We start from the raw sequence: 16,953 nt of genomic DNA on the forward strand, positions 1-16,953 counted from the left end.
AGAGTGCGCGCTCTTGTTTCTGCCTGCTGCACCCGCACCATGACCCCGTTCCAGCGCTTCGCCGATCCGTCCCTCGCCCTGCTGCGAGAGCCTCCGCGCGTGCGCAAGATCGATACTGTGCTGCGCCGTCGCCGCAGTGTGCTGTTCGCCTACACCTTCTCCCCTCCCGCCGGCTGCTGAGCCGGACGCCGCGCGCTTTCGCGCAGGCATTTCCGCATTTCGATTTCGCTCACCGGCAGCCGTCGGCGGGCTCGTTCGCATGTGTCAGCCCCGCCGCTGCAACGCCGGGGCCGGAGAAGGTTTCCATGAACAATTCACTCACCCTCAACAAGCCGCTGCTGGCCGTGCTGCTGTTCGCCGTGTCCATCGTCGGCCTGAGCCTGGGCGCAACCCTGCCGCTGGTGGCCCTGCGCCTGCTCGACAACGGCGCCAGCGCGCTGCAGATCGGCATTCTCTCGGCGGTGCCGGCAGCCGGCATGATCCTCGCCGCCACCCTGGTCGACCGCGCCTGCCAACGGATGAGCCGGCGTCGCCTGTACTTGCTGTGCTTCCTGCTCTGTGCCGCGAGCACTGCCGCCATCGAGTTCAGCGGCGATTCCCTCGGGGTGCTGGCCGCCGCGCGCCTGGCCCTGGGTGTCGGCATGGGTATTGCCATCATCCTCGGCGAAGCATGGGTCAACGAACTGTGCGGAGAGGACAATCGCGGCACCATCGTCGCCCTCTATGCCACCAGCTTCACCGCTTTCCAGCTACTCGGCCCGACCCTGGTGGCGCTGCTCGACGCGCAGACGCCCTGGGTGGTGCTGCTGGTCAGCGCCGGGCACCTCATCGCCCTGGCCACCGTGGCCTGCGCCATGCCCGAGGAAGGCGTCCACGAGCACGTCGAAGAGCCACGCAGCTTCTCCCTGGCCGGCTTCCTGCGGGTGGCGCCGGCCCTGTGCATGGGCGTGCTGTTCTTCTCCTTCTTCGACAGCGTGGTGCTGTCGCTCTTCCCGGTCTACGCCTCCAGCCACGGCTACGCAGTGGGCATCGCCGCCTTCATGGCCACGGTGATCCTGCTCGGCGACATGATCTGCCAACTGCCGCTGGGCTGGCTCTCCGACCGCCTCGACCGCCCGACGCTGCATCTTGCCTGTGGCGTGGCGGCTACCGCGATCGGGCTCGCCCTGCCCTGGCTGATCACCCGGCCCTCGCTGCTGTGGCCGGCGCTGATGCTGCTGGGTGCGGTGGCCGGTGGTGTCTACACCCTGGCCCTGGTGCTGATCGGCCAGCGCTTCCGTGGTCGCGACCTGGTCACTGCCAACGCCGCAGCCGGGATGCTCTGGGGCGTCGGCAGCCTGCTCGGTCCGCTGCTCAGCGGCAGCCTGATGGACCTCGGTCCACAGGGTGTGCCGGTGGCTCTGGCGCTGGCAGCGGGACTGTTCGTGGCGACGGCGGCGGGTTCGCTGCGGCGTAAGGCGGTCCGACACGCCTGAGCGTGGCAAATGGCAAGATTCGTGGGATGACTGACATTGCCGCCAAGACCGATCGCCGCCACACTCGCTCCATCACTTGAACGAGGCCCGCCATGGAATCGCTGCGCCAGATCGCCTGCCTGATCTACCCCGAGGTCATGAGCCTGGACATCACCGGGCCGCTGCAGGTGTTCGCCTCCGCCAACGTCGAGCGACAGCGCCAGGGGCTTCCACCGATCTACGAGCTGCTGGTGCTAGGCGAACAGGTCGGGCCGGTGGCGACCTCGGCGGGCCTGCGCATCTGTGCCGATGCTTCGTGGCGGGAAGTCGATGCCGCGACCCTGGATACCTTGCTGGTGCCCGGCGGCCTCGGCGTGGAAAACCAGTGCCGGAACACCGACCTGCTGCGCTGGCTGGCCGGCGCCGAGCCCAAGGTACGTCGACTCGGCTCGGTCTGTTCCGGAGCGCTTATCCTCGCCGTCGCCGGCGTGCTGAACGGCCGCCCGGCCACCACGCATTGGGCGGACGTCGATGAGCTGTGCGCGGGCTATCCCGAAGTGCTGGTCCAGGGTGACCGGCTGCATACCTACGATCCGCTACGCCGCGATGGCGACGATCACGTGTTCACCTCGGCCGGCGTCACCGCCGGCATCGATCTCGCCCTGGCGCTGGTGGAAGCCGATCTCGGCCGCGCCCTGGCGCTGGCGGTGGCGCGGCGGCTGGTGATGTTTCTCAAGCGCCCAGGCGGACAGGCGCAGTTCAGCCACTGGCTGACCCCGGAGCCAAGCCGCACGCCGCGCCTGGCGGCGTTGCTGGAGTGGATCCCCGCCAACCTGGGCAGCGATCTGTCTCTGGAAGCCCTGGCCGAGCAGGCCTGCATGAGTCCGCGCACGCTGTCGCGGGTGTTCATCAACGAATTGGGCATGGGACCCGGCCGCTACGTTGAACGGGTGCGCCTGGAAGCGGCCCGCGCGCTGCTGCAGGACGCCCAGGCGTCGATCAGCACGGTGTCGCGCCTGTGCGGCTTCGGCCACCCGGAAAACCTGCGGCGCACCTTCCACAAGCACCTGGCGATCAGCCCGCAAGAATACGCCGAACGCTTCGGCCAGTTGCACTGACAACGACAATCGAAAGGACCTTGCCATGCTCGAACTGCGCCCCAACTGCGAATGCTGTGACCGCGACCTGCCAGGCGACAGCCCGGATGCATGCATCTGCACCTTCGAATGCACCTTCTGCACCGATTGCGCCGAGCAGGTGCTGCACGGCCGCTGCCCGAACTGCGGCGGCGAACTGGTGCCGCGCCCACGTCGCCCGGCGGAGAAGCTGGCGGCCAATCCGGCTTCGACCCAGCGCGTGCTCAAACCGGCCGGCTGCCAGGGCTGAGGACGGGTCATGCTGCTGCGCATCCCGGCGATCCGCCTGCTGTTCACCAGCCAGGCGCTGTACTGGTCCTGCTCGCTGATCGGCATCACCCTCACCTCGCTGGTGGGCGCCCAGCTCACGCCGCTGAATAGCCTGGCCACGCTGCCGCTGGCGATCCTGGTGCTGGGCAACCTGCTGGCGGTGCAGCCGCTGTCACTGTTCATGCAGCGCCACGGACGCCGACGCGGACTGCTGCTGGGCGCCGCCTGCGGCGTGCTCGGCGGGCTGCTGTGCGCGCTGGGTGTGTGGTTGGCGGACTTCCTGCTGTTCTGCCTCGGCGCGCTGCCCATCGGCGCCTATCAGGCATCGGCGATGTATTACCGCTTCGCCGCGCTGGAAGCGGTGGACGAGGCGCACAAGGGCCGCGCCACGGCCTACGTGATCGGCGGTGGCGTGCTGGCCGCGCTGCTCGCACCAACCCTGGCGCTCTGGTCGCGCAATGCCCTGTCCGCGCCCTTCGTGGGTTCCTATCTGGCGATTGCCGCGCTCGCGCTGGTCGCCATCGCGGTGCTCAGCCGCCTGCCGGACGGCACGGCGCCAGCGCCCTCCACCGGTGGCTGGAAAGTCATGCGGGAATTACTGTCGCGCCCGGCGATCCGCGCGGCCATGGCCTGCACCGCCGCCGGCCACGGGCTGATGATCCTGATCATGAATGCTACGCCGCTGGCCATGAGCTTCTGCGGACTGCCGCTGGAGCGCTCGGTGAGCGTGATCCAGTGGCATGTGCTGGGCATGTTCCTCCCCGCCTTCGTCGCCGGGCCGCTGGTGGACCGCCTCGGCGGGCGGCGCGTGGCCTGGGTCGGCATGGCGCTGCTGGCGGTCAGCGCGGCGGTGGCGCTGAGCGGGCAGTCGGTGGCACAGTTCCTGGTCAGCTCGCTGCTGCTGGGCGTGGGCTGGAACCTGATGCTGGTGGCCGGCACCACGCTGCTTGCCTTCGGTCATGCGGCGCAGGAGCGCGGGCACGCGCAGGGGCTGATGGAGCTGGGCAACGGCAGCCTGGCGGCGCTGATGTCCTTCAGCTCCGGCGCGCTGATCACCAGCATCGGCTGGAGCGCGGTGAACCTGCTGGTGTGGCCGGTGTTGCTGGTGGCGGTGGTGATGATCTGGTCGGGGCGCAAGGAGCTGGCGGTCAACCGGTGAGCGCGCCCTTGAGGGCGCCGTTCGCGGGCATGGCCCGCTCCTACAACAGCGGCAGCTTCATGCCCCCCTGTAGGAGCGGGCCATGCCCGCGATCCGGCCGCCAGGCCGGTTGCCGCAAAATCGAGATACCCAAACGAAAAAGGCGACCCGAAGGTCGCCTTTTCGCTGCTCGATCACCCACTCAGTAGTAGGCGTTCTCGCGGTTGCTGTGGTCGGTGACGTCACGCACGCCCTTGAGCTCCGGGATGCGCTCGATCAGGGTCTTCTCGACGCCGTCCTTGAGGGTCATCTCGACCGCGCCGCAGCCCTGGCAACCGCCGCCGAAACGCAGCACGGCGATGTTGTCCTCGACCACGTCCACCAGGCTTACCTGGCCGCCGTGGCTGGCCAGACCCGGGTTGATCTCGGTCTGCAGATAATAGTTGATGCGCTCGGTGAGCGGGCTGTCTTCGTTGACCATCGGCACCTTGGCGTTGGGCGCCTTGATGGTCAGCTGGCCGCCCATGCGGTCAGTGGCGTAATCGACGATGGCGTCTTCCAGGAAGGGCTCGCTGATGGCGTCGATATAGGCGGTGAAATCCTTCAGGCCGACCGGGGTGTCTTCCGGCTTCTGCTCGCCCGGCTTGCAGTAGGCGATGCAGGTCTCGGCGTAGGTGGTTCCCGGCTGGGTGATGAAGATGCGAATGCCGATGCCGGGGGTGTCCTGCTTGGACAGCAGTTCGGCCAGGTAATCCTGTGCGGCTTCGGTGATGGTAATAGCGCTCATGGCAACTCCTCGCAAACGTGGCGCCAGTTTACGCCATTCGGGGGTGAGGTAGAAAGCCCTACTGAATTAGTAGGAATATTTCGCAGCTGGGGGATATCGCGTTACACCCTGTAGGAGCGGGCCATGCCCGCGATCGCGCCCATGGGGCGCTCCTACAGGGGAATCACCCAGTCAGAGGTTCTCGTAGCGGTTCATGTCGAGAATGCCCGCCTCCACCGGCTCGGTCTCGCGAATGTAGGCGTCCAGGTCATGGAAGTAGAACCAGAACTGCGGATGGCTGCGGCGGATGCCCCAACGGTCCACGACGTTGTCGAAGCCGGCCTGGTCCCTGACCTGCTCCAGCGCACTGACGAAATCGCCCACGTCGCCCGCCTTCAGGTCGAACATGAAGTTCGGGTAGCTGGAGAGCACGCCAGGGTAGATGGTCAGAGTGTCCAGCCCCGGCTGGTAGCGCAGCGACTCGCCCGCGATGAAGGCGACGTTGCTGTGCGCGCGGTTGCGCAGCACGGTGTAGATCTCACGCTGGCCGTCAGGCAACTCCACCCGCAGCATGGTCGCCTCGGGGAAGTAGCCGATCACCGGGAGCCCCGCCGCCGGACGGCTGACCAGGCGGCTGAACATCTGCTCGGCGTCCTGCAGCGGCGCGGCGACATTGTTGCGGTAGCAGGAGCCGCTCTCGCACATATTGATCGGGTCGGGCCGTGCGTTGAGCGCCACGTAGCGCTTGAGCAGTTGCTGGGCAAAGACATTCTTGGCGCCCTTCTCCGGCAGGAACAGCCCGGTCGGCTGGGTGCTGTCGCTGGTGTAGTAGTCGGCCCACATCTTCAGCCTGCCGCTGTTCTGGTACCAGTCATCCAGCAGCGGCTTGCGTGCGGCGACCGGCATCAGGCGGAGGAAGTTCTGCTCGGCGCCATTGCGGATCAAGTCGAAGTACAGCCGCGTCTGCGCCTGGTGGGCGACGTTGCCATAGACATCGAAGTTCACCACCAGACCGTAGTAGGTGCGCTCGAACAGCGGGTAGTCCAGCAGCCAGATGGTCTGCGGAACGCCGCCGATCAACCCCTTGCGCACCGAGGCGCTGTCGTACTGGCGGAAAATGCTCAGCACGGCGTTGTCATTGCCGGCCCAGACGTCGGCCCAGGTCGGCACCGGCGCGTCGTCGTAGACGTCCTGGCGCAGCTCCTCGTAGGCGTTGCGCTTGTCGCGGTAGGCGCGCCACTGCGACAGCATGGTGCCCATGTCGTCGATCTGCCCCGGCAGCGCCAGCAGCGGCGAGGCCTGGGCGCGGAAGTCCGGATCGGTGACATAGAGGTCGTGCTGCGGGTCCTGGAACAGCGCCCAGAAGTTGTCGCGGATCACGTCGGTGGCGATCTGCCCGCGGCACACCGGCCCACGGATGAAGGTACGGACGAAGTATTCGGCGTTGTCCAGCATGAACTGGTAGCGCGCCTGCGCCGGGATCGCGGCGAAGGTTTCGAACGGATTGGCGCGGTGCTGCAGGCCGTAGCCGGGCACCATGTCGGTGCTCCAGTCGGTGCCGTAGAACAGCTCCTGGGTACGCGCCAGCTTGGCCGGGTTGAGCGGATAGGTGATGTGCGTCTTGTGCACGATCACGCCCTGGACCGGCCACAGGCGGTAGTAGAAGTTGTTGCCCGGATCGTCGTTCGGCCGGCGGGTAGCGATCGGGTCGATCGGCTGGCCGCTGGGCGTGCGCGAGCGCACCAGCTGGAAGAAGTGCCCGTCCTGGCTGTTCTCGGTGAAATACAGGTGCGCCAGGAACAGGTGCTCGTAGAGCCAGCGCGAAACCAGGCTCTGGCGTGCGCCGGGCTGGTTCAGGAAGCTTTCCCAATCGGCGATCTGCCCCGTCTCGGCGGCGCTCGGCTGCCAGTCCTGCTGGTCCACCGGCGCGCCCTGGGCCAGCCAGGTCTTGAGGGTGGCGAGCTGCTTGTCGGTCAGGCCGGTGACGGCGAAGGGCATGCCGCTGCGCGGGTTCTTCTGCACGAAGTCGTCGATGCTGTCGGGCGTCGGGCACTGGTTGGTGCGGCTGATCGACAGGTCCAGACCGTCCGGAATCTTCTCGTTGGGCGCCAATGGATGCTGATGGCCCAGGTCGATCATCCGCGCCATCAGCGCGGCCTGGCTGCCCCGGCCATCGAGCACCGACCAGAAGTCCTTGCGCCGCCAGGCATCCGCACCGTGGGCGTCGAGGAACAAGCGGGTGGTGTCCGCCGCCCTGGTCCGCGCACCGTCGTACACCGGCAGCTTGTTGGCCCCGCGCTGCGCGCCTTCGGCAGCGGTCAGGTTGAGCTGGCACGGCGAGTCGTAGCAGGCGTGGCAGGCCACGCACTTCTCGGTGAAGATCGGCTGGATGTCCTTGGTGTAGGACAGGCCCGCGGCCTGGGAAAACGCTGAAAGCATCAGGGATGCGATGAACAACGTGAAGCGTGCTCGCAGGGACATGTAAGGCTCCAGACCTTCGGAATGGGCGGATTCTAGCGGGAACGCCGCCGCCGCGCTGCCTATCCAACGGCAGAACATGAGAGATTTTCATGCAAATCTCCGCAAGCTCAAATTTTCTACAGCTTTGTTATCATCAGTGACCCATTGTCACGCCCCCTTCTAGGTACCTCCGATGTCCGACCGCGCCGCTCGCCTGCAAGCCCTCCAGCAAGCCCTCAAGGAGCGCATCCTGATCCTCGACGGCGGCATGGGCACCATGATCCAGAGCTACAAGCTGCAGGAAGAGGACTACCGCGGCGCGCGCTTCGCCGACTGGCCGAGCGACGTGAAGGGCAACAACGACCTGCTGCTGCTCAGCCGCCCGGACGTCATCCAGGCCATCGAGAAGGCCTACCTGGACGCCGGCGCGGACATCCTCGAGACCAACACCTTCAACGCCACCCGCGTGTCCCAGGCCGACTACGGCATGGAAGAGCTGGCCTACGAGATGAACGTCGAGGGCGCGCGCCTGGCCCGCCAGGTCGCCGACGCCAAGACCGCCGAGAACCCGGCCAAGCCGCGCTTCGTCGCCGGCGTGCTCGGCCCGACCAGCCGCACCTGCTCGATCTCCCCGGACGTCAACGACCCCGGCTTCCGCAACGTCACCTTCGACGAACTGGTAGAGAATTACAGCGAAGCCACCCGTGGCCTGATCGAGGGTGGCGCGGACCTGATCCTGATCGAGACCATCTTCGACACCCTCAACGCCAAGGCCGCGATCTTCGCCGTGCAGGGCGTCTATGAAGAGCTGGGCGTCGAGCTGCCGATCATGATCTCCGGCACCATCACCGACGCCTCCGGCCGTACCCTCTCGGGCCAGACCACCGAAGCCTTCTGGAACTCGGTGCGCCACGCCAACCCGATCTCCGTCGGCCTGAACTGCGCCCTCGGCGCGAAAGAGCTGCGCCCCTACCTGGAAGAACTGGCGACCAAGGCCGGGACCCACGTCTCCGCGCACCCCAACGCCGGCCTGCCCAACGCCTTCGGCGAGTACGACGAGAGCCCGGCGCAGATGGCCGAGGTGGTCGAGGAATTCGCCGCATCCGGTTTCCTCAACATCATCGGCGGCTGCTGCGGCACCACTCCGCCGCACATCGAGGCCATCGCCAAGGCCGTGGCCAAGTACGCCCCGCGCGCGATTCCCGAGATTCCCCGCGCCTGCCGCCTGTCGGGCCTCGAGCCGTTCACCATCGACCGCAACTCGCTGTTCGTGAACGTCGGCGAGCGCACCAACATCACCGGCTCGGCCAAGTTCGCGCGGCTCATTCGCGAGGAAAACTACGCCGAAGCACTGGAAGTGGCGCAGCAGCAGGTGGAAGCCGGCGCCCAGGTGATCGACATCAACATGGACGAGGGCATGCTGGATTCGAAGGCGGCCATGGTCACCTTCCTCAACCTGATCGCCTCCGAGCCGGACATCTCCCGCGTGCCGATCATGATCGACTCCTCCAAGTGGGAAGTGATCGAAGCGGGCCTGAAATGCATCCAGGGCAAGGGCATCGTCAACTCCATTTCCATGAAGGAAGGCGTCGAGCAGTTCAAGCACCACGCCCGCCTGTGCAAGCGCTACGGCGCCGCCGTGGTGGTGATGGCCTTCGACGAAGCCGGCCAGGCCGACACCCAGGCGCGCAAGGAAGAAATCTGCCAGCGCTCCTACGACATCCTGGTCAACGAAGTGGGCTTCCCGCCGGAAGACATCATCTTCGACCCGAACATCTTCGCGGTCGCCACCGGCATTGAGGAGCACAACAACTACGCGGTCGACTTCATCAACGCCTGCGCCTACATCCGCGACAACCTGCCCTACGCGCTGAGCTCGGGCGGGGTGTCCAACGTGTCGTTCTCGTTCCGCGGCAACAACCCGGTGCGCGAGGCGATCCACTCGGTGTTCCTCTACTACGCCATCCAGAATGGCCTGACGATGGGCATCGTCAACGCCGGCCAGCTGGAGATCTACGACGAGATCCCGCAGGAACTGCGCGACAAGGTCGAGGACGTGGTGCTCAACCGCAGCCCGGACGCCACCGAGGCGCTGCTGGCCATCGCCGACAACTACAAGGGCGGCGGCGCCACCAAGGAAGTGGAAGACGAGGAATGGCGCAGCCATAGCGTCGAGAAGCGCCTGGAACACGCGCTGGTCAAGGGCATCACCACCTGGATTGTCGAGGACACCGAGGAGTGCCGGCAGAAGTGCGCGCGCCCCATCGAGGTCATCGAAGGCCCGCTGATGTCCGGCATGAACGTGGTCGGCGACCTGTTCGGCGCCGGCAAGATGTTCCTCCCGCAGGTGGTGAAATCCGCCCGCGTGATGAAGCAGGCCGTGGCCCACCTGATCCCCTTCATCGAAGCGGAGAAAGGCGACAAGCCCGAGGCCAAGGGCAAGATCCTCATGGCCACGGTAAAAGGCGACGTGCACGACATCGGCAAGAACATCGTCGGCGTGGTGCTGGGCTGCAACGGCTACGACATCGTCGACCTGGGCGTGATGGTCCCGGCGGAAAAGATCCTGCAGACCGCCCGCGAGCAGAAGTGCGACATCATCGGCCTGTCCGGCCTGATCACCCCGTCGCTGGACGAGATGGTCCACGTCGCCAAGGAAATGCAGCGCCAGGGCTTCCAGCTGCCGCTGATGATCGGTGGCGCCACCACTTCCAAGGCGCACACCGCGGTGAAGATCGACCCGCAGTACAGCAACGATGCGGTGGTCTACGTCACCGACGCCTCCCGCGCGGTGGGCGTGGCCACTACCCTGCTGTCCAAGGAGATGAAACCCGAGTACGCCCGCAAGCTGCGCGAGGAATACGCGGAAGTGCGCGAGCGCACCGCCAACCGCAGCGCGCGCACCGAGCGCCTGAGCTACGAGCAGGCCATCGCCGCCAAGCCGCAGTTCGACTGGGCCGGCTACCAGCCGCCGGTGCCGAGCTTCACCGGCGTGAAAGTGCTGGATGACATCGACCTCAACGTGCTGGCCACGTACATCGACTGGACGCCCTTCTTCATCTCCTGGGACCTGGCCGGCAAGTACCCGCGCATCCTCACCGACGAAGTCGTGGGCGAAGCGGCCACCAGCCTGTTCAACGACGCCCAGGCGATGCTGAAGAAGCTGATCGACGAGAAGCTCATTCGCGCCAAGGCCGTCTTCGGCTTCTGGCCGGCCAACCAGGTACAGCACGACGATCTGGAAGTCTACGGCGACGACGGCCACAAGCTGGCCACCCTGCACCACCTGCGCCAGCAGACCATCAAGCCCGACGGCAAGCCGAACTTCAGCCTGGCCGACTTCGTCGCGCCCAAGGAGAGCGGCGTGAAGGACTATGTCGGCGGCTTCATCACCACCGCCGGCATCGGCGCCGAGGAAGTGGCCAAGGCCTACGAGGCCAAGGGCGACGACTACAGCGCGATCATGGTCAAAGCCCTCGCCGACCGCCTTGCCGAAGCCTGCGCCGAGTGGCTGCACGAGCGCGTGCGCAAGGAATACTGGGGCTATCAGCCGGACGAGCACCTCAGCAATGAGGCGCTGATCAAGGAGCAATACGTCGGCATCCGCCCGGCCCCTGGCTACCCGGCCTGCCCGGATCACACCGAGAAAGGCACGCTGTTCAAGCTGCTTGACCCGAAGGGCGTCTCCGGCGTGACCCTCACCGAGCATTACGCCATGTTCCCCGCCGCCGCCGTCAGCGGCTGGTACTTCGCCCACCCGCAGGCGCAGTACTTCGCCGTGGGCAAGGTCGACAAGGACCAGGTCGAACGCTACAGCGCACGCAAGGACCAGGAAATCAGCACCAGCGAACGCTGGCTGTCGCCGAACCTGGGGTACGACAACTGATCAGGGCCGCTGCCGGATTGCCGGCAAGCCCGTGGCAATAAAAACGCGAGGCCGAGCGATCGGCCTCGCGTTTTTCGTTCGGTCACCGCGCTATCGCTCGGGCATGATGGACTTTCCTGCAGCACGCCCCCGCAAGGCCACGCTGCACTGAACGGGCAAATGCTGGATAATCCGCCGGTTCACAGGATGTTCATCCTAACTGGCGCGCACGAGGCATCCATGCCGGCGGCCCGTCTCCTTTCGCTGCACAGAGAGAAAAACCCATGAAATACCTCACCCCCGAACAGATGGCCAAACCGCGCAAGCGCCGCCTGCTGAAGAAGCTGCGCCTGGGCGAGTTCCAGGAGTTCGGCTTCAGCCTGGAAGTGAACTACAGCGGCGACCTGGATGACGTTCTCGATCAGTGGATCGCCTTCGTCGAATCCGAAGGCTGGGTCTTCGTCGGTGGCGCCACCGAAGAGGGCGAGTTCACTGGCTACCTGTGCCTGAACGCCGTCGGCAGCCTGACCGACGCCGACCGCGAAACCACCCGTCTGTGGCTGGAAAAGCAGTCCTGGTGCAAGTCCTTCGAATTGGGCGAGCTGAGCGACTGCTGGCACGGCCTGTTCGAGTAAGCACCATCGCTTCCGGCGATTGCCCATGCATCGCCGGAAGCGCCCTTCGCACGTCCACCGCAATACCTGAGCGGCGCAAGCAGGCCATCTCCAGCAGAACGATTGCCGGCTGAAACATGGCCGCTCCACAGCAGCCACCCATTCAAGCAGTTCTCCTCGCCAGCAACTCCACGGACCACAAAGCGCCTCCGGTACGGGCAGGAGCATGAGGGTTACGCTAGGCTTTCCCTCAACGAACCCGACCGGCACGGGTGCGCCCGTCTCCCAAAACAGGCCGGAAGCTCACTGCCTCCAAGGACGCCATGCTAGAGCGCCAGCGCCTCCAGAACATTCTCAGTCTGGGCCTGCCGATCATCGGCGGAATGCTCAGCCAGAGCCTGCTCAACCTGGTGGATGCCGCGATGGTCGGTCATCTGGGCGAGAAGTCCCTGGCCGGCGTGGGCATCGGCAGCTACGCCAACTTCGTCGCTATCTCCCTGGTGATGGGCCTGGGCGCCGGCGTGCAGGCGCTGGTGGCGCGCCGTCGGGGCGAAGGCCGCCTGGAAGAACAGGCCGCACCGCTCAACTGCGGCCTACTGGTGGCGCTGGGCCTGTCACTGCCGATCACCCTGATCTGCCTGCTGTTCGCCGAACCCATCGTCCGCGCCCTGTCCATCGATCCCGATGTACTGGCGGTCGGTACCCCGTACTTCGAATGGCGCGCGCTGTCGGTGCTGGCGGTGGGGCTGAACTTCTCGTTCCGCGGTTACTGGAACGGCACACGCCGCTCGGGCATGTACATGCGCACGCTGGTGGTGATGCACCTGGCCAACGCGGCGATCAGCTACAGCCTGATTCACGGCCTGTTCGGCCTGCCGCGCATGGGCGCGGTGGGCAGCGGGCTGGGCACCACCCTGGCGCTCTACCTGGGCTCGCTGATCTACGCCTGGATCACCTGGCGCGATGCCCGCGCCCAGGGCTTCCGCCCTCGTCTGCCGAGCGAACGCGACATCCGCGTGATGCTGCGCCTGTCGTTGCCCAATTCGCTGCAGCAGTTCTTCTTCGCCGCCGGCATCACCCTGCTGTTCTGGATCATCGCCCAGGTCGGCACCCGCGAGCTGGCGGTGGCCCACGTGCTGATCAACCTGGCGCTGTTCCTGATCCTGCCCGGCATCGGGCTGGGCATGGCCGCCACCACCCTGGTCAGCCAGAGCATGGGCGAGCGCGACTTCGACAGCGCGCACCGCTGGGGCTGGGACGTGGTGAAGGTGGCCGCCTGCGGTTTGGCTCTGCTGGGGTCACCCTTCTGGCTATTCCCCGAGACCATCCTGCGGCTGTTCGTCAACGACCCGGCGCTGATCGAACTGGGCCGCCTCCCACTGACGATTACCGGGCTGGGCATGGTTATCGACGCTACCGCACTGGTGCTCACCCAGGCCCTGCTCGGCGCCGGAGCCACCCGCACGGTAATGGCGGTCAGCCTGGGCAACCAGTGGCTGTTCTTCCTGCCGCTGGCCTATCTGGTGGGCCCGGTCATGGGCGGTGGCCTGCTGGCGATCTGGAGCATGCAGATTCTCCAGCGCGGGCTCGCTTCGGTGATCTTCGCGATGATGTGGCAAAGGCGCGAGTGGACGCAGATCGAACTCTAGCGGCTATGTTTCAAGGAGCCGGGTTTCCAGGAACCGGGTTTCCAGGGGCCAGGTTTCCAGGAGCTAGGCTCTTAGATTAGGAGGTGCGAAGGATGGATGATCAACAGAACAAACCGCCAAGCTTCTGGCAGATGCTGCACAGCGTGCTGGCCGCCGCCTTCGGCGTGCAGAGCGGGAAGAATCGCGCGCGCGATTTCACCCAGGGCAAACCCAGCCATTTCATCGCCATGGGCATCGTCTTCACGCTGGTCTTCGTGCTGCTGCTCTATGCGCTGGTGCAGGTGGTGCTGCACTTCGCCGGGGTCTAGGCAGGTTGGAGAGGCTAGGCGCCAAGCGGGCCGCAGAGCGACCCGCCGGCATCGCTGTCACTGATGGCTGACCCAGTACACCGCGGTGGCAACCACCAGCAGGATCAAGATGAACGCGGCACGCGCATCGACGACGCTGTCGCTGGTCTTGCTGGACGATTCTTCGCTCATGCTTCCCCCATGTTCTCGTTATTGGCTGAAGGACCACACCCGAGAGTTAAGACCAGCTCCGCCCGCCCCTCAAGGAACCTCCTCTTTCCGCGATACCGCCAAAGCCGTTAGGCTGCGCCTTCGACAAGAACAAGCGAAACGCAATCAGGAAAGGCTATGCACCTGGATTCACTGCAAGACACGGTCGCGCCGGAAGGCGTCTGCTATGGCTGCGGCGGCAGCAACCCGCACGGACTGCACATCAAGAGCCACTGGCACGAGGACGGCGTCCACGTCGTCGCCGAGCACCTGCCCGAGGCCAAGTACTGCGGCTGGCCGGAGCTGGTGTATGGCGGCCTGATCGCCATGCTGGTGGATTGCCACTCGAACTGGACCGCGATGGCCTACCACTACCGCGCCGAAGGCCGCGAGCCGGGTAGCCTGCCGCGTATCGACTGCGTGACCGGCAACCTGGGCATCAAGTACATCAAGCCGACGCCCATGGGCGTGCCGCTGAACTTGAAGGCCCACGTCGAGGGTGAGGTCGGACGCAAGAGCCGGGTCATCTGCGAGGTTTACGCCGGCGATGTGCTGACCTGCATCGGCGACTCGATATTCGTCCGCGTCGACACCGCACAACTGCGTGACGCCGCCCATGGCCGCGAGGCCTGATTCGCGTCTCCCGCGCCGGTGAAACGCACCGGCGCCTCGCGCGAGTTTCGCCCCATTCCGAGGCACCGGCCCGCCTGAGTTTCAGACCTGGCGCGGCATAGATCCAAAAGTTCTCGCCATATACTCAAACATCACTTTTGCGCATATTCCCGAACTGGTATCGTGCGCCCACTCCGCGTGGAGCGCGTTGCCGTGCGCGCTGGGATACGCAGTACGCCTGAGCGCTATAGCCTGACAGCAGGAAGATTCATGTACGTATATGACGAATACGATCAAAGGATCGTAGAAGATCGCGTCAAGCAGTTCCGCGATCAGACCCGCCGCTACCTGGCAGGCGAACTGACCGGCGAGGAATTCCGCCCGCTGCGTCTGCAGAATGGCCTGTACATCCAGCGCTACGCGCCCATGCTGCGAGTGGCTGTGCCGTACGGCCTGCTGTCCTCGAAGCAGGTCCGCAAGCTGGCACAGATCGCCCGCGACTACGACAAGGGCTACGCGCACATCAGCACCCGCCAGAACGTCCAGTACAACTGGCCGGAACTGGAAGACGTGCCGGAAATCCTCGCCGAACTGGCCACCGTGCAGATGCACGCGATCCAGACCAGCGGCAACTGCATCCGCAACACCACCACCGACCAGTTCGCCGGCGTTGCCCGCGACGAACTCGTGGACCCGCGCCCCTGGTGCGAGATCATCCGCCAGTGGTCGACCTTCCACCCCGAGTTCGCCCACCTGCCGCGCAAGTTCAAGATCGCCGTCAACGGCGCCGTGAGCGACCGTGCCGCCATCGAGGTGCACGACATCGGCCTGGAAGCGGTGAAGAACGAAGCCGGTGAGCTGGGCTTCCGTGTCTCCGTCGGCGGCGGCCTGGGCCGTACCCCGATCGTCGGCAGCTTCATCAATGAATTCCTGCCCTGGCAGCACCTGCTGTCCTACCTGGACGCCATCCTGCGCGTGTACAACCGCTATGGCCGTCGGGACAACAAGTACAAGGCGCGCATCAAGATCCTGGTCAAGGCGCTGACCCCGGAAGTCTTTGCCCAGAAGGTCGACGCCGAATGGGCGAACCTGAAGGACGGGCCGAGCACCCTGACCGAGGCCGAACTGCAGCGCGTGGCCGCCCACTTCGTCGATCCGGCCTACAAGGCCCTGGAAGACCAGGACGCCGCCCTCGCCCAGCTGGACGCCGAACACCCCGGCTTTGCCCGCTGGCGCAGCCGCAACACCTTCGCCCACAAGAAGCCCGGCTACGTCGCCGTGACCCTGTCGCTCAAGCCCACCGGCGTGGCGCCTGGCGACATCACCGACAAGCAGCTGGACGTGGTCGCCGACCTCGCCGACCGCTACAGCTTCGGCGAAGTGCGCAACAGCCATAATCAGAACATCATCCTCGCCGACGTCGAGCAGGCGCAGCTGTTCACCCTCTGGGGCGAACTGCGTGAGAACGGTTTCGCCACCCCCAACGTGGGCCTGCTGACCGACCTCATCTGCTGCCCGGGCGGTGATTTCTGCTCCCTGGCCAACGCCAAGTCGATCCCGGTGGCCGAAGCCATCCAGCGTCGCTTCGATGACCTGGACTATCTGTTCGACATCGGCGAGATCGACCTGAACATCTCCGGCTGCATGAACGCCTGCGGTCACCACCACGTGGGCCACATCGGCATCCTCGGCGTGGACAAGAAGGGCGAGGAGTTCTACCAGGTCTCCCTCGGCGGCAGCGCCAGCCGGGAGGCGAGCCTCGCGCAGATCCTCGGCCCGTCCTTCGCCCAGGAGCAGATGGCCGACGTGATCGAGAAGATCATCAACGTCTACGTGGAACAGCGCACCGAAGAGGAACGTTTCCTCGATACCTACCGTCGCATCGGCATCGATCCCTTCAAGGAGCGCGTATATGCAGCGAATCATTAAGAACCGCGAGGTCGTCGACGACCGCTGGCACCTGCTGCCCAAGGACGCGACCCTCGAGACCGTGCCCAACTGCGACGACGTGATCATCCCGCTGAACCTGTGGCTGGAACACGGCCCGGCCCTGCGCGGCCGCGACGGCGGCCTGGGCGTGTGGCTGGACGCGGACGAAGAGCCGGAAGCCATCGCCGAAGACCTGGACAAGTTCAAGGTCATCGCCGTGAACTTCCCCGCCTTCACCGACGGCCGCGGCTTCAGTACCGCACGCCTGCTGCGCGAGCGCTTCGGCTACAAGGGCGAAGTGCGCGCCATCGGCGACGTGCTGCGCGACCAGCTGTTCTTCATGCAGAGCTGCGGTTTCGACGCCTACGCCATCCGCGCCGACCGCGACCCGCACGACGCGCTGGCGAGCCTGGACGACTTCTCCGAGGTCTACCAGACCTCGGTGACCCAGCCGCAACCGCTGTTCCGTCGCCGTCAGCTGGCCTGATCCGGTCGATAGGAAAAAGCCCCGCACTGCGGGGCTTTTTCATTTCTGCTTTTGATCATCGTAGGAGCGAGCTTGC

At 65.8% G+C, this 16,953-nt stretch carries 14 protein-coding genes; 12 read left to right on the top strand and 2 right to left on the bottom strand.

Going from position 1 to position 16,953, the window contains the following annotated elements; genetic code table 11:
• Positions 1-39 precede the first annotated feature (39 nt).
• The 5 genes from ACQ5BL_RS20800 (at position 40) to ACQ5BL_RS20820 (ending at position 4,019) form a co-directional block, all read left to right on the top strand.
• Entirely contained in the window at positions 40-180 is a 141-nt protein-coding gene (locus ACQ5BL_RS20800; protein ID WP_243806921.1) for a hypothetical protein, read from the top strand.
• Positions 181-305: 125 nt separating this feature from the next.
• Positions 306-1,475, top strand: a complete 1,170-nt coding sequence (locus ACQ5BL_RS20805) for an MFS transporter (RefSeq protein WP_243806922.1) — start codon at positions 306-308, stop codon at positions 1,473-1,475.
• A 92-nt stretch (positions 1,476-1,567) separates the two neighbouring features.
• Positions 1,568-2,572 carry a GlxA family transcriptional regulator gene (locus tag ACQ5BL_RS20810; RefSeq protein WP_243806923.1) on the top strand — a complete coding sequence of 335 codons (1,005 nt, stop codon included), beginning with the start codon at positions 1,568-1,570 and terminating at the stop codon, positions 2,570-2,572.
• Between the two features lie 25 nt (positions 2,573-2,597).
• Positions 2,598-2,840, top strand: coding sequence for a DUF1272 domain-containing protein (locus ACQ5BL_RS20815; protein WP_207885621.1), 243 nt, complete (start codon positions 2,598-2,600; stop codon positions 2,838-2,840).
• A 9-nt stretch (positions 2,841-2,849) separates the two neighbouring features.
• Positions 2,850-4,019 carry an MFS transporter gene (locus ACQ5BL_RS20820; protein WP_243806924.1) on the top strand — a complete coding sequence of 390 codons (1,170 nt, stop codon included), beginning with the start codon at positions 2,850-2,852 and terminating at the stop codon, positions 4,017-4,019.
• A 181-nt stretch (positions 4,020-4,200) separates the two neighbouring features.
• Here the strand turns inward: ACQ5BL_RS20820 and nfuA are convergent, their stop codons facing one another.
• Positions 4,201-4,785, bottom strand: coding sequence for a Fe-S biogenesis protein NfuA (gene nfuA, locus ACQ5BL_RS20825; protein WP_207885623.1), 585 nt, complete (start codon positions 4,783-4,785; stop codon positions 4,201-4,203).
• Between the two features lie 171 nt (positions 4,786-4,956).
• On the bottom strand, positions 4,957-7,245 hold the full coding sequence (locus ACQ5BL_RS20830) for a fatty acid cis/trans isomerase (RefSeq protein ID WP_430293232.1): 2,289 nt from the start codon (positions 7,243-7,245) through the stop codon (positions 4,957-4,959).
• 172 nt (positions 7,246-7,417) lie between these two features.
• Between ACQ5BL_RS20830 and metH the strand changes: the two genes are divergently transcribed.
• From metH to ACQ5BL_RS20865, 7 genes are all read left to right on the top strand, one after another.
• Positions 7,418-11,110, top strand: a complete 3,693-nt coding sequence (metH, locus tag ACQ5BL_RS20835) for a methionine synthase (protein ID WP_243806926.1) — start codon at positions 7,418-7,420, stop codon at positions 11,108-11,110.
• Between the two features lie 263 nt (positions 11,111-11,373).
• Positions 11,374-11,724, top strand: a complete 351-nt coding sequence (locus ACQ5BL_RS20840; RefSeq protein ID WP_207885626.1) for a 50S ribosome-binding protein YggL — start codon at positions 11,374-11,376, stop codon at positions 11,722-11,724.
• Between the two features lie 302 nt (positions 11,725-12,026).
• Positions 12,027-13,352: an MATE family efflux transporter gene (locus ACQ5BL_RS20845; RefSeq protein ID WP_243806927.1), complete on the top strand. Its 1,326-nt coding sequence runs from the start codon at positions 12,027-12,029 to the stop codon at positions 13,350-13,352.
• 92 nt (positions 13,353-13,444) lie between these two features.
• Positions 13,445-13,660 carry a DUF2970 domain-containing protein gene (locus tag ACQ5BL_RS20850; RefSeq protein ID WP_207885628.1) on the top strand — a complete coding sequence of 72 codons (216 nt, stop codon included), beginning with the start codon at positions 13,445-13,447 and terminating at the stop codon, positions 13,658-13,660.
• Between the two features lie 327 nt (positions 13,661-13,987).
• Positions 13,988-14,482 (top strand): PaaI family thioesterase, encoded by a 495-nt coding sequence (locus tag ACQ5BL_RS20855; protein ID WP_243806928.1) that lies wholly within the window; start codon positions 13,988-13,990, stop codon positions 14,480-14,482.
• Between the two features lie 249 nt (positions 14,483-14,731).
• Positions 14,732-16,390, top strand: coding sequence for a nitrite/sulfite reductase (locus ACQ5BL_RS20860; RefSeq protein ID WP_243806929.1), 1,659 nt, complete (start codon positions 14,732-14,734; stop codon positions 16,388-16,390).
• Complete coding sequence (locus tag ACQ5BL_RS20865) at positions 16,374-16,877, top strand: DUF934 domain-containing protein (RefSeq protein ID WP_243806930.1); 504 nt, start codon at positions 16,374-16,376, stop codon at positions 16,875-16,877. Before ACQ5BL_RS20860 ends, ACQ5BL_RS20865 begins: the two co-directional genes overlap by 17 nt.
• Positions 16,878-16,953 lie beyond the last annotated feature (76 nt).

This window comes from Pseudomonas sp. B1-22 (assembly GCF_050474425.1).
Taxonomy (GTDB): domain Bacteria; phylum Pseudomonadota; class Gammaproteobacteria; order Pseudomonadales; family Pseudomonadaceae; genus Pseudomonas.